Annotated in this window: 18 protein-coding genes and 1 pseudogene; 15 read left to right on the top strand and 4 right to left on the bottom strand. The window is 56.8% G+C overall.

Annotated features, from left to right (window positions below; translation table 11 throughout):
- Window positions 1-738 precede the first annotated feature (738 nt).
- A complete protein-coding gene (locus O9K64_RS22080; protein WP_275100286.1) occupies window positions 739-984 on the top strand; it encodes a type II toxin-antitoxin system ParD family antitoxin in 246 nt (81 codons plus the stop codon).
- Window positions 984-1,286 (top strand): type II toxin-antitoxin system RelE/ParE family toxin, encoded by a 303-nt coding sequence (locus O9K64_RS22085; RefSeq protein WP_275100287.1) that lies wholly within the window; start codon window positions 984-986, stop codon window positions 1,284-1,286. The genes O9K64_RS22080 and O9K64_RS22085 overlap by 1 nt, the downstream gene beginning before the upstream one ends.
- Before the next feature lie 66 nt (window positions 1,287-1,352).
- Here O9K64_RS22085 and O9K64_RS22090 read toward each other — a convergent pair whose 3' ends face one another.
- Window positions 1,353-2,165, bottom strand: coding sequence for a helix-turn-helix transcriptional regulator (locus tag O9K64_RS22090; protein ID WP_275100288.1), 813 nt, complete (start codon window positions 2,163-2,165; stop codon window positions 1,353-1,355).
- A 181-nt stretch (window positions 2,166-2,346) separates the two neighbouring features.
- Between O9K64_RS22090 and istA (O9K64_RS22095) the strand changes: the two genes are divergently transcribed.
- From istA (O9K64_RS22095) to O9K64_RS22145, 11 genes and pseudogenes are all read left to right on the top strand, one after another.
- Window positions 2,347-3,867, top strand: coding sequence for an IS21 family transposase (istA, locus tag O9K64_RS22095; protein ID WP_275100289.1), 1,521 nt, complete (start codon window positions 2,347-2,349; stop codon window positions 3,865-3,867).
- Window positions 3,854-4,594: an IS21-like element helper ATPase IstB gene (istB, locus tag O9K64_RS22100; protein ID WP_275100290.1), complete on the top strand. Its 741-nt coding sequence runs from the start codon at window positions 3,854-3,856 to the stop codon at window positions 4,592-4,594. Before istA (O9K64_RS22095) ends, istB (O9K64_RS22100) begins: the two co-directional genes overlap by 14 nt.
- A gap of 232 nt (window positions 4,595-4,826) precedes the next feature.
- Window positions 4,827-6,302, top strand: a complete 1,476-nt coding sequence (locus O9K64_RS22105; protein WP_275100291.1) for an alanine/glycine:cation symporter family protein — start codon at window positions 4,827-4,829, stop codon at window positions 6,300-6,302.
- Between the two features lie 288 nt (window positions 6,303-6,590).
- Window positions 6,591-7,857, top strand: a pseudogene (locus O9K64_RS22110) (lyase family protein).
- Window positions 7,854-8,867 (top strand): asparaginase, encoded by a 1,014-nt coding sequence (ansA, locus tag O9K64_RS22115; RefSeq protein WP_275100292.1) that lies wholly within the window; start codon window positions 7,854-7,856, stop codon window positions 8,865-8,867. Before O9K64_RS22110 ends, ansA begins: the two are co-directional and overlap by 4 nt.
- 556 nt (window positions 8,868-9,423) lie before the next feature.
- Window positions 9,424-10,224, top strand: coding sequence for a DUF3050 domain-containing protein (locus O9K64_RS22120; protein WP_275100294.1), 801 nt, complete (start codon window positions 9,424-9,426; stop codon window positions 10,222-10,224).
- 506 nt (window positions 10,225-10,730) lie between these two features.
- The gene (locus O9K64_RS22125; RefSeq protein ID WP_275100295.1) at window positions 10,731-12,005 is read left to right on the top strand and encodes a diguanylate cyclase domain-containing protein; all 1,275 of its coding nucleotides are present in this window, start codon (window positions 10,731-10,733) and stop codon (window positions 12,003-12,005) included.
- A gap of 429 nt (window positions 12,006-12,434) precedes the next feature.
- Window positions 12,435-12,863 carry an energy-coupling factor ABC transporter permease gene (locus tag O9K64_RS22130; protein ID WP_275100296.1) on the top strand — a complete coding sequence of 143 codons (429 nt, stop codon included), beginning with the start codon at window positions 12,435-12,437 and terminating at the stop codon, window positions 12,861-12,863.
- Window positions 12,864-13,016: 153 nt separating this feature from the next.
- Window positions 13,017-14,558 (top strand): IS21 family transposase, encoded by a 1,542-nt coding sequence (gene istA, locus O9K64_RS22135; protein WP_275100297.1) that lies wholly within the window; start codon window positions 13,017-13,019, stop codon window positions 14,556-14,558.
- Between the two features lie 18 nt (window positions 14,559-14,576).
- On the top strand, window positions 14,577-15,332 hold the full coding sequence (gene istB / locus O9K64_RS22140; protein ID WP_260291954.1) for an IS21-like element helper ATPase IstB: 756 nt from the start codon (window positions 14,577-14,579) through the stop codon (window positions 15,330-15,332).
- An 84-nt stretch (window positions 15,333-15,416) separates the two neighbouring features.
- A complete protein-coding gene (locus O9K64_RS22145; protein WP_275100298.1) occupies window positions 15,417-15,722 on the top strand; it encodes a hypothetical protein in 306 nt (101 codons plus the stop codon).
- 57 nt (window positions 15,723-15,779) lie between these two features.
- On the opposite strand, the gene O9K64_RS22150 is transcribed toward O9K64_RS22145, so the two are convergent.
- Window positions 15,780-17,156 carry a flavin monoamine oxidase family protein gene (locus O9K64_RS22150; protein WP_275100299.1) on the bottom strand — a complete coding sequence of 459 codons (1,377 nt, stop codon included), beginning with the start codon at window positions 17,154-17,156 and terminating at the stop codon, window positions 15,780-15,782.
- 59 nt (window positions 17,157-17,215) lie between these two features.
- On the opposite strand from O9K64_RS22150, the gene O9K64_RS22155 reads away from it, so the two are divergent.
- Window positions 17,216-18,076: an SDR family oxidoreductase gene (locus tag O9K64_RS22155; protein ID WP_275100300.1), complete on the top strand. Its 861-nt coding sequence runs from the start codon at window positions 17,216-17,218 to the stop codon at window positions 18,074-18,076.
- 84 nt (window positions 18,077-18,160) lie between these two features.
- Here O9K64_RS22155 and O9K64_RS22160 read toward each other — a convergent pair whose 3' ends face one another.
- Entirely contained in the window at window positions 18,161-18,646 is a 486-nt protein-coding gene (locus O9K64_RS22160) for a VOC family protein (RefSeq protein ID WP_275100301.1), read from the bottom strand.
- A 73-nt stretch (window positions 18,647-18,719) separates the two neighbouring features.
- Window positions 18,720-19,304, bottom strand: a complete 585-nt coding sequence (locus O9K64_RS22165) for a CHRD domain-containing protein (RefSeq protein WP_275100302.1) — start codon at window positions 19,302-19,304, stop codon at window positions 18,720-18,722.
- A 912-nt stretch (window positions 19,305-20,216) separates the two neighbouring features.
- Between O9K64_RS22165 and O9K64_RS22170 the strand changes: the two genes are divergently transcribed.
- Entirely contained in the window at window positions 20,217-22,022 is a 1,806-nt protein-coding gene (locus tag O9K64_RS22170; protein WP_275100303.1) for a GGDEF domain-containing response regulator, read from the top strand.
- Window positions 22,023-22,066: the final 44 nt, after the last annotated feature.

Below are 22,066 nucleotides of genomic sequence, written 5' to 3' on the forward strand. Positions count from 1 at the left end.
CTTGAGATAACGGGAGAGGGATACACGGACCTACACAGAGAGGAGCAACCCGTGAGCACACGACTCGAACGTTTCACACAGAAGGCGCGTAGCGAACCGCACCTGCGGTTCATCGCCCGATGGATCTGCTGTTCGATCCGGAAGGACTGCACGCCAGCTTCGAGCGCCAGGACGGAAGAAAGGCGCCCGGAGTGGACGGGATAAGGAAGGAGTTCATGACCTTTATCCTGTGCCGAAGTGGAAGACTCAAGCTGGGAGCCGGATGGTGTAACACTCCAAGTCCGGTTCTGCGAGGAGCCGGGGACGAACCGATGCATGGCTGAGATATTGTGGCACCGCCGGGAAACCAGGCGGCAAACAGAGAATACAAACTTCGGCCTAACCGTTGGCAAGGAACCGGCTTACTCTCCGATGAAACTTTATTGTTAATAAGGGACTGGCTCTAGGTGGGGAACGATTCAAGAGTGAGATAGAAAAGTTGTATGGGAGGCGTGTGAGAGCGGCTAAGATGGGCAACCTGTCCTGTCGACACAGATGGATAAAGTTTCATCTGACCCCAGATATTCCAGATATTCAGATATTAAGTTTGATCTGACCCCAGATATTCGTCCTAAGTTTCTCATCGTCCGGAGTCACTGATCTGGCCGGTGGGCTGATTCTCTTGCTTGGAAAGACCGGATGGTTGCAATATTCGGCAATTGTATTAATATTTAATACAGATAGCCTTCAGGAGGCACTATGCCTAGAAACACCTCGGTCACGCTGGGTGACCATTTCGATAAATTCGTGTCCGACAAGATTGAGGAAGGTCGCTTCAGTTCAGTCAGCGAGGCGGTGCGTGCCGGGCTGCGCCGGCTCGAAGAAGATGAAGCGAAACTTGAGGCCTTGAGAGCAAAACTCCAGGCCAGCAAAGACAGTCCGCTCATAGAGGGCTTTGATCCTCAGCAATTCCTTGTTGAAATGCGTGAGAAGTCAGCCAAGTAATGGTTTCCTATCGTTTACGCGCTCTCGCCCGGAATGACCTCGAAACAATCTGGGATTACACACTTGAGGAGTGGGGGATCGAGCAGGCGGAGCGTTATTTAGCCGAGCTTTTTTCTTGCTTCGACGACCTGGCCCGTAATCCTAAAATAGGGAAATCACGGGATGATTTGATGCCGGGCTCTCGAAGTTTTCCCCAAGGCAGGCACGTCGTGTTCTACGAAATTGATCACACCGGCATAGAAATTCTCTGCATTGTTCACCAGACTGCCGATGTGCAGACACACTTCGGTTTGGGGCAGTAAATAGGGTAGAAAGCGAGCCCTGGCAGAAATCCATGTATTGCTACAGGATAGTTACGCACTGTCCTATCAGTGTCGCGCCCGGAAGTGCCACTCGCCTTCGTCGATTCGATTGATGACTGCATGCTTGAAGGATAAATCGATCTCATCCGAGTCCAGTTCGTAGAGGCCGCACAGCGACAGGGCGCGGTGGGTATCGACCGAACTGCCCAGGTATTCGTAGGTGACCCGCATGCAGCTGGGCATACGTTCACCACTCCCGGAAACCCCCAGCTTCAATCCATTGAGGCGCGAAACCCGATTCCTGAAGGAGGGGTAGAGTATTGTTTCGGTGATTTCATGGCCGGTCAGAGATTCGTAATCGATCATAAAGATCCGGTCGGTCAGGAAATAGGCGATGCCGAGATAGATACCATGGCAGGGTTTCTCTTTCGGATGCTCCCGAAGGCGCTCGGTGCGCTGGTAATAGATACTATCGCCCTGGCGCACCAAATAGATCAGGGTTCGCAAGATCCTTCCCGGACAAGCCATGGAGAGGTAATACTCGAAATAGTACCCCAGATATCTGTCCATGCCGGCGGTGCCGATCTGTTGCAACCGCCTCAGATGGGGAAACTCCGGCAGCTCGGCTTCCACGAAGCTCGATTTGCGTGGCCGCACCTGGATCAGCCGCTGAAATTGATTGTGCGGCAATAGAATCTCATGTTCTTCAACACCAAAAAAGTCGCAAAACCGCAGCATGGTGTGGGCCGAGGGCTTGTAGCGACCGGTGAGGTAACGGTTGAATTGGGGGCGGTTGATGTTGAGTCGGCGACACACCTCCGCGATCGATTTGTAATAGCTGCAAAGCAATCGCAGATTACGGGCAAAATCCTCATTCATGGATCGCTGACGCCTCCTGACGCTCAATCAATCGAGCCCCATGGTAGTTGTTAATGGCCATTTAAACTGACCCACTACTGGCCATTTATTTTGACCCACCCTGGGTGGCTTTGGCCACCCAGCCATGTAGTGTTCCCGGTCTTATCCAGAGGCCGGGGACAGATCATTGAAGGAGTGGGTTGTGATTCATAAAATCAAAGGGTTACACGATAACGGTCAAGGGCAGTCGGTTCGTGCCATTAGCCGTCAACTGGGGATCTCCCGGAACACGGTGCGCAAGTATTTGAAGATGGACGAAACGGCCATCAGTGCGGCCAAGGCCGATCCATCCAGGACCAAGCGACTGGACGAACATCGGGATTATCTCATCCATCAGCTCAAGGCCTTTCCGCAGCTGAGTGCCGTCAAACTGGCGCGACGGTTGCGGGACAGGGTGGGTCAGATTCCGGTCTCGGATCGCAGTATTCGGCGCTATGTGCAAGCACTCAAGCAGCAGGTGGCCGCCGGGCAATGGCGCTATTACGAGCCGGTCATGGAGCTGGTGCCCGGCGTGCAGTGCCAGGTCGATCCCGGTGAGCTGAGGGGCGTGATGGTCGCGGGGCTGGAGCGCGTGCTGCACTTCGTGGTGTTCGTGCTGTCCTGCACTCGCCTGATGTATGTCGGCCTGTCCTTCCGTCCGCTGGATACCGAACGCTTCATTCAGCTGCACGATGAGGCGTTCCGTTATTTTGGCGGCGTGCCGGAGGAGTGTGTTTACGATCAGACCAAGATGGTGGTGATTAACGAGCAGTACCGCGAGTTGACGCTGAACCAGCGCTTTCACCAGTATGCCACCACGGTCGGTTACCGCATTCACGCCTGTGAAGGCTATGATCCGGAGAGCAAAGGCAAAGTCGAATCCGGGGTCAAATACGTGAAGCGGGACTGCCTGTATGGGGAGGTCTTCCGGAGTGAAGCGGCTGTCCGTCAGCACCTGCATGAGTGGTTGGAGACCGTGGCCAATGCCCGTACCCACGGCACAACCGGTCGTCAGCCACGCGCGCACTTCGAGGCGGATGAGCGCGTCCACCTTAAACCCTACCTGGTGCCCCAGAGCCTGCTACAGCCAGACCCATCAGGGGAAACACGGCAGGCTGACAAAACCGGGTTGATCTCCTGGAAGGCCAACAAGTACTCGGTACCCATGGTCTGGCAACAGTCCAAAGTGGGTGTCTGCGCCCAGGACGGCCAGTTGCTGATCCATGACCTGGAGAGCGGGGAGCTGATCGCCACCCATGCCCTGTGTGCCGAGAAGGGGCGAATGATCAAGAACAACCACCACTACCGCGATCATGCCCAGCGCATCAGCGATCTGGAGATGGCCATCACGGAGCAACTGCCCGCTTCCCTGGGTGAAACCCTCTGCCAATTGCTCAAACGCACCTCACTACGGATCTACAAGGACCAACTGGTCGCCGCCCGTGACTTGCTGCGGGAACACGTGCCGGTGGATACGGTGCTACTCAGTGAGTTGGTGGAACGCAGTGAGCTCACGGCCACGGGTCTCAAGCGGCATCTGGTGGCGTGGCAACAAGCCCGGGTGCGGGGGCGCGCCATTCAGGACCGGATTTATGCCCCGCATACGGACAGCCCGGTTGACCTGAGTGCCTATGCACGGGTTGGCCAGTCGGGTGGCCAGGGGGTGAACCATGAGCCTGCTTGAACGCGCTGTAGCGCAATACCGAAGCCTGCGGCTGACCGCCACGGCCAACCACTTGGCCAGCCTGTTGGCCCAGGCGGAAGCCAATGAGCTGTCGTATCTGAACTTCGCTCAGCTGCTGGCGGAACATGAGCTCAAGGAACGCACTCACAGCCGTGTCACCCGCCATCTGCGTCAGGCCCAGTTCCCGTCAGAGAAGCACCTGGAGGCCTTCGATTACCGGCATCAGACCACCATCAGCAAACGCCAGGTCCATGCCCTGCTGGACTTTGGCTTCATCGACAACCGGGACAACCTGGTGTTCATCGGGCCGCCGGGGGTGGGCAAAACCCATCTGGCCATTGGCCTTGGCCACAAGGCGGTCCAGGCGGGGTATAAGGTGCTGTTCCGCACCGCGCTTGATCTGGTCGAAGATCTGGAACTGGCGGAAATGAAAGGCGAGCTGAAAAAGCGCCTGAACCAGCTGAGCAAGTATGACGTTCTGATCATCGATGAGCTGGGCTACCTGCCCATGACCCGGCAGGCCCGCTACAACCTGTTCCAGCTGATCAACAGCCTGTATGAGTACCGCTCCGTGATCCTGACCACCAACAAGGACTTCACCAGTTGGGGCGAGTTCTTCCATGACGACAACGTGGCGGTGCCGATCATCGACCGGATCATCCATCACTCACACATTTTTATGCTGGGAGGTGAAAGCTATCGTCTGAAGCAAAAATCAAGCACTTAGCGGAAGTAAGCGGGTCAATTTTATTGGCCAAAAGTGGGTCAAAATAGATGGCCATTGACAGTAGTACAACCCGGGAACCCAGCACAGAGATCACCCTTAACAGTTAGATGCTGTGACAGCACCAAACTGCACCAAAACACGCCACTTCGTCAAATTTTTTAACGCCCGGCCAATTGGTTAAATAGCGCTCCTCGTCAATAAAAAGCGATTTCGGTCGCACTTGGAGACTCATATGCTCGATCTACTCAATGACCTCCTCTGGGGCAAGGTACTCATCGCAGTACTGATTGGTATCGGTATCTGGTTCACCCTGTTCTCTCGATTCGTACAGTTCCGCTATTTCGGCAGCATGTTCCGCATACTGGGGAGCAAACACGCCTTCAAGCGGGACCAGCACGGTCACCTCAGCTCGTTTCAGGCCCTGCTGCTTTCCGTAGCCGGTCGCGTCGGCGGCGGCAACATCGCCGGTGTGGCCATCGCCATCACGCTGGGCGGACCCGGCGCCATCTTCTGGATGTGGGTAGTGGGCCTGATGGGCATGGCCACCAGCTACCTCGAGTGCACGCTCGCCCAGCTTTACAAACGGGCCGAACCGGACGGCACCTACCGCGGCGGACCCGCCTATTACATCGCCTGCGGGCTTGGCAGCAACTGGAAGTGGTTGGCAACGCTCTACTCCATCCTGCTGCTGGTCACCTTCGGTTTTGGTTTTACCGCATTGCAGTCCTACTCCATCGCCACCTCGTTTGAAGACGCCTTCGGCATCTCCGTCTATTACACCGGGACTGCCCTGGCACTGGTCGTGGGCCTGATTATCTTCGGCGGTGTCAAGCGTATCGCCAAGGTCGCCGAAGTGCTGGTGCCGGTCATGGCGCTGGGCTACCTGGCCATCGCGCTGGTGGTGCTCGGGCTCAATATCGACAAATTGCCGGATGTATTCATGTTGATCGTCAAAAGCGCATTCGGCCTGGAACCGGCTATCGGTGGCGGTATCGGCGCCGCCATTCTGATGGGCGTCAAACGCGGCCTGTTTTCCAACGAAGCGGGACTCGGCAGCGCCCCCAATGTGGCGGCCGTGGCCTATGTCCCGCACCCGGCCAATCAGGGTATCGTGCAATCCTTCTCGGTGTTTATCGATACCCTGATCCTCTGCTCCTGTACCGCCTTCATCATCTTGCTGAGCGGTATCTACGACCCCGCCACTATCGGCGATGTGGGCGGCGTCGCGCTTACCCAGATGGCCCTGGTCGACCACGTTGGCGAATGGGGACGGATGTACGTGAGTATTGCGCTGCTGCTATTCGGCTTCAGCACCATCCTCTACAACTACTACCTGGGTGAAAACAGCCTCAACTTCTTCAAGGAGGAGAACCAGACGCTGTTCAACTCGTTCCGGGTCGCCATCATCTGTCTCTGCTCCTTGGGCGCCATCATGGATTTGGGCACCGTCTTCGCCTTTGCCGATGTCACCATGGGGCTGTTGGCCCTGGCCAATCTGGCGGCCCTGGCGCTGCTGTTCAAGACCGGCCTGCGGGTGATGAAGGATTACGACCGGCAACGTCAGTTGGGCATTGAACAGCCGCTGTTCGACGCCGCCGCATTCCGTGATCTCGACCTTGACCCCGCGGCCTGGCAGTTGGAGCCGGAGGATCAAATCAATACCACCTACGAGCCCACGGAGGTCTCCCTGGCCACAGCGGAAAACTGAGTCATCCCCGTACTCCCGGAGGGCTATCACCCTCCGGGAGTACGGGATCTGAAACGAATGGTACTTACTTAAGTCAAGAATCACCGTCATTCCGGCGCAGGCCGGAATCCAGGAATACCGCCACCATTAAGCAGTCTGGATCCCGGCCTGCGCCGGAGAAGTGGTGCATGGGTGCACCGGTTACGGACCTAAGGATGGAATGACGAAAATCCTGCAATTCGCCTTAAGTAAGTACTATTCGGATCTGAAAGCAACCCTATCTACTCTCAATATCGGAACCCAACACCAATGAAAATGCGAATGGAACATGATCTTCTGGGCGACATGGAGATCCCCGCCGATGCCTGGTACGGCATTCAGACCCAGCGCGCGCTGGACAACTTTTCCATTACCGGCGTGCCGATCAGCCACTTCCCGCAACTGGTGAATGCACTGGCGATGGTGAAGGCCGCCGCCGCCAAGGCCAATACCGAGCTGGGACTGCTGCGTGCCGCCAAGGCGGATGCCATCGTGGCCGCCTGCGAACAGATCTGCGCGGGCCATCTGCACGATCAGTTTGTGGTGGACTTGATCCAGGGCGGCGCCGGCACCTCCACCAACATGAACGCCAACGAAGTGATCGCCAATCTGGCACTGGAAAAACTGGGTCATCGCAAGGGGGACGGAGTTCGCCGACGTGGTGAAGATGGGACGTACCCAACTGCAGGACGCCGTGCCGATGACCCTGGGCCAGGAGTTCGAGGCGTTTGCCGTCACCCTGAATGAGGATGTGGACCGTCTGCGGGAAGCGTGCACCTTGCTCTCCGAGGTCAACCTGGGGGGCACGGCCATCGGCACCGGCATCAACACCCATCCGCACTACTCGGCGCTGGCGATAGGTCATCTGTCCGAGATTTCCGGCAAACCCCTGACACCGGCCTCCAATCTGGTGGAGGCGACTTCCGATATGGGGGCGTTCGTGCTGTTCTCCGGCATCCTGAGACGCTTTGCGATCAAGCTGGGAAAGATCGCCAACGACCTGCGCCTGCTCTCCAGCGGTCCCCGTACCGGTTTTGGAGAGATCCGTCTGCCAGCCATGCAACCCGGTTCCTCCATCATGCCGGGCAAGGTCAACCCGGTGATTCCGGAGGCGGTCAATCAAAGCGCCTATCAGGTAATCGCCAATGACCTGGCGGTGACCCTGGCCGCCGAAGCCGGCCAGTTGCAGCTCAATGCGATGGAGCCCCTGATCATCTACAACCTGCTCAACTCCATGAAGATGCTGGGGGCCGCCTGTACCATGTTGGAACATCGCTGTATCCGCGGCATTGAGGCGGACGTCGAACGTTGCGCACAACACCTGAACAACAGCATCGGCTGCATTACCGCACTGGTGCCCCATATCGGCTACGCCAATTCGTCGCGCATCGCCGCCCAGGCGTTGCATACCGGCGCCACCGTGCGCGAGCTGGTGCTGGCGGAAGGTTTGCTCGATGAAGCGAAACTGGAGCTATTGCTGAGCCCGCAATCCATGCTGGCACCCCAACCCCAACATTCGCCCATCGGCCTGGCATGAAACCGCGCGTTCTGGTGCTTTACACCGGCGGCACCATCGGCATGCAACCCTCGGATCGGGGCTATGTACCGATCCGGGGATTCGGGCGCCTGATGAAGGCGCATTTGCAGACCCGCGCCAGCCACCAGTTACCCGAGTATGAGCTGATCGAACTCGATGCGCTCATCGACAGCGCCAACCTGGTTCCCTCGGACTGGGGCCGCATCGGTGGCAGGATCGTCGAGCAGTGGGACGCCTACGATGGTTTCGTCATCCTGCATGGCACCGACACCATGGCCTATACCGCCTCGGCTTTGTCGTTTATGTTGCGCGGCATCGATAAGCCGGTCATCGTGACCGGCTCGCAGATCCCGCTGACTGAAACACGTAATGATGCCCTCGACAATCTGGTGACCGCGCTGATGCTGGCCGGTCGCGCGGAGATCTCAGAAGTGTGCATCTACTTCGACGGCCGACTACTGCGCGGCAATCGCAGCACGAAGCTCAAAAGCGCCGGCTTTGACGCCTTCGATTCCCCCAATCACCCCTGGCTGGGACAAGTCGGTATTCATATCGATCTGAAACGTCACTTGCTGCTGAAACCTGGCAGACGTGAATTTCTCCTGCCGGCATTCGCTGCCGATGCGGTGAGCGTGGCGCAGATATACCCGGGCATATCCGCCCGGGTTATCGAAAGCCACCTGGAGCCGGACAACGTGCGTGGCTTGATCCTGCAGACCTATGGCGTGGGCAATGTACCCGATAATAACCCGTCGCTACTTCGGGTGCTGGGCCGCGCGGTAGAGCAGGGTAAAGTCATTCTCAACATCTCCCAATGCATCCAGGGAAAAATCGATCAAGGTGTCTACGCCACCGGCGCCAGCCTCAATCCGATCGGCGTTATCCCCGGCGCCGACCTGACATTGGAGGCCGCGTTCACCAAACTCCACACCCTGCTTGGAGAGGGATTGAACGCGAGCAGGGTTCGTCAGGCCATGAGCGTATCGATTTGTGGGGAGTGCACTTGTTAGCGACGGGTGTCCTGGAGTTCCCGCCGGAGTTACCGGCGTTCCTCAATTCGAATGAGTCTTCAGCGCTTGTCATAATATAAGCAAAGTCTTATTATCGTCGGCTTAGCCCAATGGTTGCATTAATTAGTGCCTATCCAGAAACTACAGAAATCGTCATTCCGGCGAATGCCGGAGGAGTGGTGCAGGGACGCACCGTTTACGGACCTGAGGATGGAATCCAGTAACTTGTTGAATCCCCTGGACTCCGGCCTCCGCCGGGGTGACGACAATTTAAACTACGTGCGTTTCTGGATGGACACTAATTAAGGCCTTATGATTTGTTTCAATCCGTCTTTCGCTGGATGAAATAGACCTGTTGCATGGTTTCCTGGAATGCACCGCCGGTGAAATCTGGCATTGCACCTGCAGGAGCGGCGCCGCGCCGCGATTTCGGCCCGGGGGCGGGCCTCCTACAGGCCGATTTTTACAACGATCGGGTTAACACAACCCACAAAAATCTCTTTATCAACTGGTACGCGTCGATACGGTGCTGTTTCGATCGCGTTGGAGTCCTTTGATGAGCCTCAAGTCCCCGCAAAACCCAACCTGGTTCCCCCTGGAACGTGTTCGCGCCCTGCGCGTCGAATTGGAGAACCACCCAGTTTACGCCCGGGTCCGGGACATGGAGAGTCTACGCGCCTTCATGGCCCAGCATGTCTTCTCGGTTTGGGATTTCATGTCCCTGCTGAAAGAGTTGCAACACTACCTCGCCCCGTCGCGCTCACCATGGACGCCGGTGAACTTGCTGCCGGACCATGCCCGTTACTGCCGTTTTATCAATGACATTGTCATCGAGGAGGAGTGTGACCAGGGGCTTCCGGGCGGGGATGGCGAGATCACCTACGCCAGCCACTATGAGTTGTACCTGCAGGGGATGAAAGAGGTGGGGGCGGATACCTCCCGCGCCGAAGTCTTCGTCGATCGGGTGCGCCGGGAAGGGATTCGCGATGTACTGCCGGTCGCCGACCTGCCGGAACCGGCACGGGCCTTCATGCACCAGACCTTCGCATTCATCGACAGCCGCCGGCCCCACGTCATCGCCGCCGCCTTTGCCCTGGGGCGGGAGCACATCATCCCGCCGATGTTCCGGGCCCTGATTGCCAGAATGGATATCGGGCCGGGGCAGGCTCCGGCCTTCCACTATTACCTGGAACGCCACATTCATCTCGACGGGGACCACCATGGCCCGTTGTCCCTGGCGCTTCTGGAACAGTTGTGCGGTGACGAACCCGACAGGATCGAGGAGGCGGAAGCCGCGGCGCTGACCGCCATCCAGGCCCGCATCGAGTTCTGGGACGGGGTGATGGCGGTGCTATAATCCGGCAGCCGGTTCCCGACAAAGAACGGAAAAGGGGACCCATTGAATGGCACTGACGTAAGCTCAAATGTAGGGTGGGTTAGCGTTTTTTGCGTAACTCACCAGGCGTTGCGCAGCAATACAACCCGTTTGTTTAAGGTGTGCCTGACGGCACGGTTGGTGGGTTACGGCGCAAACAACGCGCCTAACCCACCCTACATTGGATACGAATCCGCTTGAGTCAGCGCCATTCGGGACGCATTTATTTTTCTAAAGCATTACGGAGGTTGCTATGCCAAGGAAGGCAAGAGTATTGATGCCGGATATCCCGCATCATATTGTACAGAGAGGGCATAATCGAAATGCGGTATAAGTAGTGGACCAGGATTACCAATTCTATTTGGAATACGTAAGAGAATGGAAGATAGAACTGGGTGCAAAGCTGTATGCGTGGTGCTTGATGACCAATCATATTCATAGACCCCTTTAATATTTGTGCCGATAAAATTACCACGGAGTATGATGCGGTGGCGGACTCTGAACAGCATAAGTTAAGTTATCAGGCGTTGCTGGAAAGCGAAGCCTATTTTCGCCAATTGTTCGAACTACATCATGATGTCATGTTATTGATTGATTACCAGTTCGGCATCATCGTTGATGCCAATCCTGCAGCAGCGCAATTTTATGGTTACCCATTGGAAAGCTTGCGTGGTATGAGCGTAAGCCGGATCAATGCACAACAAGAGTCAGAAATCCATCCAATAAGAAAGAGAGCAATTACTGGGGAACAGAATATATTTACCTTTGAGCACCGTCTGGCCAATGGATCCATTCGTACGGTAGAGGCACATATTTCAACTGTGATCGACAAGGGCAAGAGCCTGTTTTTTTCGATCATTCATGACATCACTGAACGTAAGCTGGTCGAGAACGAACTTCGCATCACTACAGCTGCGTTTGAATCTCAGGAAAGCATGGTGATCACCGATGCGAATAGTGTGATCCTGAAGATCAACCGCGCTTTCACGAACACTACTGGTTACACATCAGAGGAAGTCGTTGGCCAAACACCGAATCTGCTTAAATCAGGTCGTCACGATGCGGATTTTTATCGTGAGATGTGGGAGACCCTCAATCGCACTGGAAAATGGCAGGGAGAAGTATGGGACCGACGTAAGAATGGTGAGATATATCCCAAGTGGCTTACGATCACCGCCGTCAAAGACGATGATGATGTCATCACCCACTATGTCGGGTTACATCTCGACATCACGGAACGCAAGCAGGCAGAAGAAATAATCAATAACATGGCCTACCATGACCATCTTACAAGACTACCCAACCGGGCACTGTTTTATGACCGCCTGCAACAGGCGATGGCACAGGTACATCGCAATAATAGTCTTATGGCCGTGTTGATGCTGGATCTTGACCACTTCAAACTTATCAATGATGAACTGGGTCATGAGTGGGGTGATCAGGCCCTTGTTGAGGTGGGCAATCGTCTTCTGCAATGTATCCGCGCGACAGATACAGTAGCCCGCCTTGGCGGCGATGAGTTCAGCATCATCCTTGTAGATGTTACCTCCGAAGAGGTCGTCAGCAAGATGGCGGAAAAAATAATTGCTGCCATTGGTCAGCCTTTCGTTCTGAAAGGCTCTCAGTATAAGATGGGCGTAAGTATAGGTATTTCCCTGCTGTCTCCAGATGATCAGGATATGGAAAGCTGTATAAAAAAGGCCGATACCGCCATGTATCAAGCCAAAGAATCTGGCAGAAACTGCTACCGAATATATGATTAGAGCCACGCCATCGGCTGATATCTTTGACTCAAGGTACTGACACACTGACCTGCATCACCTTGATTAGTGCATCTTCGATTTTCTCTCACGCAAAAAACCCGCAAAAACCAAAAACCGGGACATCCACAATTTAATTTGGATGGACCCCAATGCCCTTTACTGCAAGCATCCACCATTTGACTCGCAGTCCATACGTACACTCCCGAAAGCATTAAAAGCCATTCCCATCTCCTATATACTCGATACGAGAGAGACCTATCCCGACAATACCAAGATCATTTGGCCCTATAGCTGTAAAAAATTGTAGTAGGCGCAGATAGCGAAAGATTTCGGCTGGTTTATACTATGTAAGACCCTCGCCATTTCGTTGGCAGCGAATCATGGGTGCCCGGGGTTGTGTAAAAGCGGCCATGCTAAAGGATTATCCGCATGCTAAGTGAGGGACTGAACAGCGGTTGGGAATGGTGGTTATGTCTGCTGCTCTACGGCATTGGACTGTTGTTGGCCATGTGGGCCGCACCCTGGCGTAAGCTCCTCTCGCAACGGCTGTTGCAACACCTGTTTCTGGGCGCAACGGTGCTACTGATCGGACTCTGGCAGATGCGGGCGGGCATCTCCCCGGGATTAAGCATTCATATTTTGGGGGCGACACTGGTGGCCCTGATGTTCGGCTGGGCGCTGGCGGTGGTTGCCATGAGCCTGGCGCTGCTGGCGATGGTATTTGTCGGGCATCTGGGGTGGGATGATTTCCCGGTCAGGGGGCTGCTGATGATCCTGATACCCGTGTTGGTGCATATTCTGGCCCAACCTGAACACCCATTCCGGTTCAACGTGAACACCTGTTCTGGTCGAACGTGAACACCCATTCCGGCGCAAGATGAACACTTTTTCCGTTTTTCCGGAATCGGTGTTCACGATCCCGGAATCACCGTTCACGTTCGACCGGAATCCTTTCCAACGCATTGTTTTTCAATCTTTTTGGTACCCTCTCTCGCTTTTTGGGGAGAGGCCATGCCTGCGAAGAGGACTGCAATGCGAAAAATCCGAGATATTCTCCGCTTACGGTTGTCGGCCGGGCTGTCGATCCGTGCTATCAACGCCAGCACCAAGGTCAGTGTCGGCGCCATCCAAAAGCTGCTGGCCCAGGCCAAGGCACTGGAGCTTGACTGGCCGTTGCCGGCCGAGCTCGACGACAGCCAACTGGCCCGGCTGTTCTATCCCGAGGCCGACACCCGCGTCTCCTCCCGTTACCAGGTTCCCGACTGGGCGAGCCTCCACCAGGAGCTCAAGCGCAAGGGGATGACCAAGCAGCTACTGTGGGAGGAGTACACCCGGCAGTACCCCAATCGCTGCTACAGCTACTCCCAGTTCTGCGACCGCTACACGCATTGGCGGGGACTGCAGAAGCGCTCCATGCGCCAAAGCCACCGGGCCGGTGAGAAGTGCTTCGTCGACTACTGTGGCCAGACGGTGCCCATCATCTGCGCTGACACAGGTGAGTTCCGCTCCGCCCAGGTCTTTGTTGCGGTGCTCGGCGCCTCCAACTACACCTATGCCGAGGCGACCTGGAGCCAGGCGCTGCCCGACTGGCTGGGCAGCCATGTGCGGGCGTTCGAGTACTTTGGCGGCACCCCCGCCATGGTGGTCCCGGATAACCTCAAAAGCGGCGTCAGCCGTGCCTGTCGCTACGATCCGGACCTCAACCCCAGCTATCAACAGCTGGCCGCGCACTATCAGCTGGCCGTGGTGCCGGCACGACCCTACAAACCAAAAGACAAGGCCAAGGCCGAGGTGGGGGTGCAGGTCGTCGAGCGCTGGATACTGGCCCGCCTGCGCCATCACAGCTTCTTCTCCCTGGCGGAACTGAATCAGTGCATCCGCACCCTGCTTGATGAGCTCAACCTCAAGCCCTTCAAACAGCTACCCGGCAACCGTCGCGAGGCCTTCGCGCAGCTCGACCAGCCGGCGCTGCGGCCCTTGCCCTGCCACCCCTACCACTACGTGGCCATCAAGCCGGTCAAGGTCAACATCGACTACCACGTCCAGTACGAGCAGCACCACTACTCGGTGCCCCACCAGTACGTCGGCGAGACCCTGGAGCTGCACGCCAGCGATACGCTCATCCGCCTCTACTTCCGCGGCCAACAGGTGGCTGCCCATCCCCGCAAGCACCGCCCCGGGACTACCACCGAGGCGGCCCACATGCCCCAACGCCACCGCAAACACCAGCAGTGGACACCGGGGCGGCTGAAGAACTGGGCCCAGGATATCGGCCCGGAGGTGCTGCGCTGGGTCGATGCCCAGCTCCAGTCCCGGGACCACCCCGAACAGGCCTACCGGGTCTGTCTCGGTCTGCTCAGTCTCAGCCGCGACTATCCCACCCAGCGGCTCGACGCCGCCTGCCGCATCGCCAACCGCGCGGGGCTGGTGCGCCTCAAACAGGTCTCGTCGATCCTCCGGAGCAACCGCGATCGACTGCCCGAACAGCTCAGCTTGGTGGCCGAGCTTCCCCAGGACCACGAGAACATCCGTGGCCCGAAGAACTTCCACTGATCCGAAGGAGACCACACCATGAGCACACAAACCCTGACGCGGCTGCGTCAACTCAAACTCTCCGGCATGGCCGCCGCCCTGCAGACCCAGCTCGAACAGGTCGGCACCTATGAGCAACTGCCCTTTGTCGAACGCCTTGCCCTGCTGCTCGATCAGGAGTGGCTGAGCCGTGATCAGCGCCGCCACGAACGGCTCATCCGCCAGGCCCGTTTCAAGCTCGGCGCCAGGGTGCAGGAGATCGACTACCAGCATCCGCGCAACATCAGCCCGGCGCAGATCGCCCGGCTGGCCCAGGGTGAATGGATCCTGCGCGCCCAGAACCTCCTGATCACCGGCCCCTGCGGCAGTGGCAAGACCTACCTCGCCTGCGCCCTGGGACACAACGCCTGCCTGCAGAGCTACAGCGTGCGTTATTACCGTCTCTCACGGCTGTTCCTGGAGCTTACCCAGGCCAAGGCCGACGGCAGCTACCATAAGCAGCTCCAGCAGTTGGCCAAGATCCAGTTACTGATCATCGATGACTGGGGACTGGAGCCGCTGACCCCGGCCAACCGCAATGACCTGATGGAGATCATGGATGACCGTCACGGCCACACCGCCACCCTCATGATCAGTCAGCTGCCCACCGACCAGTGGTACGCCAGTATCGGCGACAGCACGCTCGCCGACGCCATCCTCGACCGGCTGATGCATAACGCCCACAGGCTTCAACTCAAGGGCGAGTCGATGCGCAAGATCCTCGGCCAGTTGACTGAAGATGAACACCTGGGGTAATAATCCCTCCGCGTGATGCGTTGTGAAATCAGGTGTTCACGTTCGTCCGGAATCGCTGTTCAACTTCGCCGGAATACGCAGTTGGTGAGCTACGGGCACCATTTGCTGATCCGGCGACTGCTGCCAAAAAACCTCTTCGTGTACCTGTTGGGTACTGTTTTTCTGGGAGCCGGCCTGTCGGTGGCGGCCATGGTGCTTGCGACGGTTTTGTTGTACTCATCGGCCGATGTCTATTCCCTGCAGAAACTCATGTATGAATACCTGGTGTTCCTGCCGTTGATCATGTTATCGGAAGCGATGGTGAACGGAATGCTGATGACAGGGTTGATGGCCAACTATCCCAATTTGATTCGCACCTTTGGCGCCAAAAACTACATCGATGGCCATTAGCCAGGCAGCGTGGGCAGCTCTCCCGTGCCCTGGCCACTCGATATGCCCGATGAACTACTACCGGAGGATCTCGGTGACAGCCGCTTCAGCGGATTGCAGGGCGCCCTCCATCCAACCCGAATAATCAGAGTAGTCCGATCCCGCGAGAACCAGTGGGCCTTCACGCAGCACCGGCGGCGAACCCCACGATCCTGCGGGAACATAGGTGTAAGCCCCGCCGATCAGTGGATTGGTCACCCAGTCTTCCCCGCGCGTCGTCACCTCTACGGTGCGCAGCAGGGGAAGTCGCTGCCTTAGCAGCCGGTCCATTGCCTGGACGCCGCTAAACCGCGCCTCCTGGAGCAGCGGAAGTTGCCGGTTGACCGCCGTGGCGTTGAGCACCGCTTTACCGTTCGCCGAATGCTCCGGAAGTAGCCACGTCATTCTCGGAAATCCAAACCCCATGATGTGCTGGCGGATTCCAAGCGCCGCGAACTCCTGGGCATCCACTTGCGCGTGCACCTTCAATTCATGCGCGACGACCCGCGCTTCACCCCAGCGCGACAGCCACCGTGGTTGCCCCGGCCGGTAGTCCAGGCTCAGTAACGGCCCGAGCGGCAGCGCCAGCACGACCTGATCGGCGACGTGGGCCACGCCACCGGCATCCAGGAGCGTCGCCGTGTTCTCGCCGATCATCACGGTCCTGATTGGCGTGTTTCGCCGGATCGATTGCGCATGTCGTGCGGCCAATGCCTCGGTCAGGCGATCGCTGCCGCCCGCCAGCACCTGCGAGTTTCCGCCGGCGGCCTCGCGGCGCACGATGCGCAGGAAATGCGCGGCGCTGGTTTGCTCCGGATCAACCGCGGCGAAGGCCCGAACGAACGTTTCGCCGCGTCGCGAAATCCCGAGATCCCGGAGCCACTGCAGGGCGCTTCGGGGGTCGTCATCGGCCACCGGGTCGGCATTCTCGGTATACGCAAGGTGCAGGCGGAACGGCCACCGGGTTTTTTCCAGCGGTGACAGCCCGTCGGTCAAATCGGCGGGGAGGTCGGACGGAAGACGGAAACGGACCATGCGGCCGCGGTGGCGGAATACGAGATCCCCTTGGAGGAACGGGTAGTCGATCAGCGGGATTCGCAAGTCGCCGGCGAGCCGACGCACGCGTTGGTGGCTTCGCATGACCTGTTCGCCGCCGGCTTCGGCGCGAAGCCCCGGCTCCAATCCGTCACGTATCGTCAGGATGCGGCCCCCGACGCGCGGCGACGCCTCGAAAAGTACCGCTTGCCGGCCAGCGGCCTTCAGCGCATCGAGCACCGCGAGCCCGGCCAGACCGCCTCCCACAATCAATACCGGCCGCTGAAGCGGCCCGTGGGTTCGTGCGAGCGATTTGCCCGATACCGCGAGTCCCGCGACGGTCTTGAGAAAATCCCTGCGCGATGAGGTTAAAAACTTCATTCAACAATCACCCGGATGACCGTCGTACCCGGTTGTACCGTGCAAGCAACGGAGGCAAAATGCTCGGTAACCCGTATTGCGGCATCGCTTTCGAGGCGATGCCTTACGCAGCCCAAAGGATATATTGTATGTGCCAGGTCCGGCGACTGTCTATTATCGCTGTTTTGATTGCCTGTTTCTTCCCGGTCGGTGCTCCGATTGCCGCGGAGGAGGCAGACCAATCCGTCGCGGAAGCGAAACATCCCCAACCGACCGTGGTCATCACCGGGGCCAATCGCGGGCTCGGCCTGGAATTCTCGCGCCAATTCGCGGCGGCTGGCGCCACCGTCATCGCAACCGTACGGCGACCCGAAGCGGCCGATGATCTGCGCAAGCTGGGGGTCAGGATTGAGCGGCTGGATGTAGCCGATAGCGCGTCCGTGAAACAATTCAGGGCGCGGATCGGCGATCTGCCGGTGGATATCCTGATCAACAACGCGGGCATTGGCAGTTGGCTGTACCGGCTCGAAGAAGTCGATGCCGACGCGCTCGACCGCTATTTTCAAGTCAATACGCTGGGGCCGATGCGCGTGACCCAGACGCTGCTGCCGTCGCTTCGCCGCGGCGACGGCAGGACCATTGTCAACATCACCAGCGATCTTGCCAGCCTCGAGCGCAACACGCGGGGGGCGGCGTACGGTTATCGGGAGAGCAAGGCCGCCCTCAACATGTTCACCCGGACGCTGGCCGCGGAACTCCGGCCCGAGGGATTCATCTGCGTCGTGATAAGTCCAGGCTGGGTCCGTACCGACATGGGTGGTCCGCAGGCGCCGCAAAGCCCGAGCGAAACCATCGCCGAGATCATCGGCGTGGTGCGCGGGTTGACGCCCAAGGACTCGGGGAAATTCCTGGATTACCGCGGTGAAGAACTCCCCTGGTGAATCCCCGTCATCCCGCAAGCCCGCTCGCACGAGAGACCAATGGGGTCCATTGATATGGACCCCATTGGTACAGTAGATCCAACCTCAACCGCGGCGCGCCGCCTCGATTGCAGCGATGTCGATCCTTGTCATCTGCATCATCGCATCAAACGCGCGCTTGGCCGCAGCAGCATCGGGATCGCTGATCGCTTTCGTCAGGGCGACCGGCGTAATCTGCCAGGATAAACCCCACTTGTCCTTGCACCAGCCGCACGCGCTCTCCTGGCCACCGTTGCCGACGATCGCGTTCCAGTAGCGATCCGTTTCGGCTTGGTCAGCGGTTGCGACCTGAAACGAGAACGCTTCATTGTGCTGGAACGCGGGTCCGCCATTGAGCCCGAGGCAGGGAATGCCCATTACGCTAAACTCGACCGTCAATACATCCCCTTGCTTGCCGGACGGAAAGTCTCCCGGGGCTCGGTACACCGCGCCGACGGATGAATCGGGGAAGGTCTTGGCGTAAAAGCGCGCCGCTTCCTCGGCGTCGTTATCGTACCAAAGACAAATCGTGTTCTTTGCTGGCTTCACCATGTCAATTCTCCATCGTCATGAGCTACCCGAAGCCGGAGTAAACGATGCACTCGCATATTTGTGTGGCGATACCTCAGGTCCGTCGGCGCACCCAGGCGAGCACTGCGAAGGCGAGGCCAAACAGGCTCAGCACGGCCGGTTCGGCCACGCGCTCCACCTGGCCACGAATGGCTCCGGCGGGAAAGGCGGGGGTATGCACGTTGATGTACAAGCCGGTGGCGAACAGGTTCGGCAGTTGCGCCGCCAGCGTCGTATTGAGGCCTTCGGCAAGATCCCAGGCGGAAAAGATCGTCCCGGCCACCGCATCGATCACGAGATCGCTGTTCGTATCGTTGTTCGGGTTGATGAAGCCGAACACGACCGCGCCGGCGGTGCCGGCCGGGGCACTGTGGATGTGTGCCGCGGTCACGTTGTCGAAGATGTCGGCGGTCTGCAGACCGTCGAGATCGAGGCCGAACAGCTGGATCGAGATCTCCAGGCGATCCATGGCGTCGTTGAGCACCAGCGTGGCACTACCGCTGGCCGTCGCATCGCCCGGCGTTGGCACCTCCTGGTCGGCGGTGAGATCCGCCTGGAACAGGATGCTCGCAAAGGACGGAATGGGAAGGCTCAGCAGCAAGCCCGTGACAAGGATTCGAAACGTATGCTGGATGTTCATTTCCTGCCTCACTCGGCGCTTTGCGCCACGCTATCTCCGCAGACGGGTAGGCAATTTTCGCGCCCAAATAACATTTTCAGTTAAACCAGATACTTGCGTGAGGGCTCGGCAGGGGCGTGTATAAAAATTCGACAGTCGAGCGTGCATCGTGGCTGTCCAAACGACCGCGCGGCCCGACAGAAATGCGCTAGGTGATCAAGCGCAAGCAGAACACTCAATATCTGCTGGACAAGTAGCCGGGGTGATTCTCGCGTGCTTTTTCTATGCGTTATGGCATCAGCAACCGATACGCTCTTAAAGTTAAAAAGGCCAGAGTCGAATGGCACTTAGTTAAAGCGAATCGCAGGATTTTCGTCATTTCGGCGCATGCCTGAATCCAGGAATACCGCCACCATTAAACAGTCTGGATCCCGGCCTGCGCCGGGATGACGGTGGTTCCTGGCTTAAGTAAGTACCATTCAGGCCAGAGACCTTTATTCGAAAAGGATCGGCCGCTATCGACCGATAACGAAACTTGACATCTCCCCACTGGACTAAAGGTCGTCTCAACCCGTAATCAGGGTCAGGTTTTCAGCACGATGGCGGTGTCTTCCCCTCATGGATCAAAAGATTTGTAAATATTAGGTATTTAAATGACTAATACCCTTATATTATTAAAGTTTATTGATGGATGGCCTATATAATACCTATAGATATGGAATGGATCTGTTTTTCCAAAAACAATAATAAATTGCTCCCATAGGATTCGAAGAGCAGCGGGATTATTAAAGGATAATCGTGTCCTTCCCTAGCCTGGATCAACGATAGATGCGGAGCGACTCATGAAAAAAATCTTCCGATCGCTTCGCGCTGAGAAAACAAACGTTACGGCCAGGGCATTAGGTGCATTAATCAAACAGGTCGCGAGCTGAGATGAAAAGCAACACAATCCTGTTGGTCGACGATAATCCCGCCAATCTCAAGCTGCTGGTTGACTGCCTTGAGGGGCAGAATATCAAGGTGGCTGTGGCACAAGATGGCCAGGGAGCCCTTCAACGACTTGGACGGGCTCATCTACCCAAACCTGACCTTATTCTGCTGGATGTGATGATGCCCGGCATTGATGGATTTGAAACGTGCCGCCGAATAAAGGCCGTACCCGAGTTGAGTGATATTCCCGTGATATTCATGAGTGCCTTGACGGACACTTCTGACAAGGTCTCCGGGTTTTCCATGGGTGGGGTCGATTACATTACCAAGCCGATTCAAATTGAAGAGATGCTGGCACGCGTCAAGACTCACCTTGAACTGGCCGAGTTGCGTAAAAGCCTTGATTTGGGCATCAGGATGCGAACTCAGGAGTTGGTCGATGTGAACAACTCTCTGCGGCATGAGATAGAGGAAAGAAAGCGAATAGAAGCGCAAGTTCGCTATATAGCGACCCATGATTCATTGACCGACCTGCCTAACCGGGTTTTACTTGAGGATCGCCTCAACCTGTTAATCGCACAAGCAGGGCGGCGTAATGAAAAAGTGATATTGATGTTCCTCGATCTGGATCAGTTTAAGATTGTGAATGATTCTCTGGGACATCATGTCGGCGACGAGTTACTGCGGGAAGTTGCCCTGAGGCTAAAGGATTGTTTGCGAAATGAGGATACTGTCGCAAGATTTGGAGGTGATGAATTTATTCTCTGTCTTCCCATTCATGATTGCGATGAAGAGATCAATCTGATTGCCAGGAAGGTTTTCGATTCGCTGCGTGAGCCTTTTAGTGTTGATGAATATAATCTCCACGTCGGATCCAGTATTGGGGTGGCAATCTTCCCGGATGACGGAATTGATGCTGATACACTGATGCGCAATGCCGATACCGCGATGTATCATGCCAAGCGATCTGGCAGGGCGGAAATCAAGTTGTATACCTCCGATTTAAACGAGAATGCGCATGCCCGTCTCAATTTGTCCAATTTACTCAGGGAGGCGATAAGGGACCGGGAATTGTATATGGAGTACCAACCACAGATCGATCTTGTTTCCGGGGAAATTATCGGCGCTGAGGCGCTTATGCGATGGTGCAGACAGGATGGCGCATTGATCTCTCCAGCGGAGTTTATTCCGGTGGCAGAATCAAATGGACTTATCAAAGAGCTTGGCGAGTGGGGGCTGCGTCAGAGTTGTAAGGAACTGAAGCGGTGGCATGATGCAGGATATGGCCATTTGCGCATGTCCGTTAACATCTCAGTTCCACAATTGCATTCGGCCGGCTTTGTAGAAGCAACTCATGGTGTCATCAATGAATTTCAGTTACCGCCGAACCAACTTGAACTGGAGATTACCGAAAGCCTGCTTATGCAGCATAGTGAAGCCAATCTGAGCATTTTGCGTGATCTCAGTGAAATTGGTATTCGACTCTCTATCGACGATTTCGGTACAGGCTATTCCAGCCTCGCCTATCTACAGGACTTTCCTGTTAATGTGCTGAAGATCGATCTTTCATTTGTCAGGAACATGGGTACTGAACATGGTAATGCGATTCCATCAGCCATTATTGCGATGGCTCATAGCCTGCATCTGAAAGTGGTTGCAGAAGGTATCGAGTCGGCTGCGCAGGAGAGCATGTTGAAATCGTTGGGTTGTGATTTTGCACAAGGCTTCTATTACAGCCGATCTGTTCCGGGTAAAGACCTTTTGGAGATGTGTGGCAACGGAATGCCCAGGATAACAAGGGAGAAATAGTTTGGCCGCTGGGTTCACGACCCGTATCGGAAACCAATTACTAC

The organism is Sedimenticola hydrogenitrophicus (genome assembly GCF_029017505.1).
Lineage (GTDB): Bacteria > Pseudomonadota > Gammaproteobacteria > Chromatiales > Chromatiaceae > Sedimenticola > Sedimenticola hydrogenitrophicus_A.

Bases quoted from the DNA above. Each gene is read 5' to 3' on its own strand.
- O9K64_RS22080 (WP_275100286.1), top strand. From the start codon at position 739: ATGCCTAGAAACACCTCGGTCACGCTGGGTGACCATTTCGATAAATTC.
- O9K64_RS22085 (WP_275100287.1), top strand. From the start codon at position 984: ATGGTTTCCTATCGTTTACGCGCTCTCGCCCGGAATGACCTCGAAACA.
- O9K64_RS22090 (WP_275100288.1), bottom strand. From the start codon at position 2,165: ATGAATGAGGATTTTGCCCGTAATCTGCGATTGCTTTGCAGCTATTAC.
- istB (WP_275100290.1), top strand. From the start codon at position 3,854: ATGAGCCTGCTTGAACGCGCTGTAGCGCAATACCGAAGCCTGCGGCTG.
- O9K64_RS22105 (WP_275100291.1), top strand. From the start codon at position 4,827: ATGCTCGATCTACTCAATGACCTCCTCTGGGGCAAGGTACTCATCGCA.
- ansA (WP_275100292.1), top strand. From the start codon at position 7,854: ATGAAACCGCGCGTTCTGGTGCTTTACACCGGCGGCACCATCGGCATG.
- O9K64_RS22120 (WP_275100294.1), top strand. From the start codon at position 9,424: ATGAGCCTCAAGTCCCCGCAAAACCCAACCTGGTTCCCCCTGGAACGT.
- O9K64_RS22130 (WP_275100296.1), top strand. From the start codon at position 12,435: ATGCTAAGTGAGGGACTGAACAGCGGTTGGGAATGGTGGTTATGTCTG.
- istA (WP_275100297.1), top strand. From the start codon at position 13,017: ATGCCTGCGAAGAGGACTGCAATGCGAAAAATCCGAGATATTCTCCGC.
- istB (WP_260291954.1), top strand. From the start codon at position 14,577: ATGAGCACACAAACCCTGACGCGGCTGCGTCAACTCAAACTCTCCGGC.
- O9K64_RS22150 (WP_275100299.1), bottom strand. From the start codon at position 17,156: ATGAAGTTTTTAACCTCATCGCGCAGGGATTTTCTCAAGACCGTCGCG.
- O9K64_RS22155 (WP_275100300.1), top strand. From the start codon at position 17,216: ATGCTCGGTAACCCGTATTGCGGCATCGCTTTCGAGGCGATGCCTTAC.
- O9K64_RS22160 (WP_275100301.1), bottom strand. From the start codon at position 18,646: ATGGTGAAGCCAGCAAAGAACACGATTTGTCTTTGGTACGATAACGAC.
- O9K64_RS22165 (WP_275100302.1), bottom strand. From the start codon at position 19,304: ATGAACATCCAGCATACGTTTCGAATCCTTGTCACGGGCTTGCTGCTG.
- O9K64_RS22170 (WP_275100303.1), top strand. From the start codon at position 20,217: ATGAAAAGCAACACAATCCTGTTGGTCGACGATAATCCCGCCAATCTC.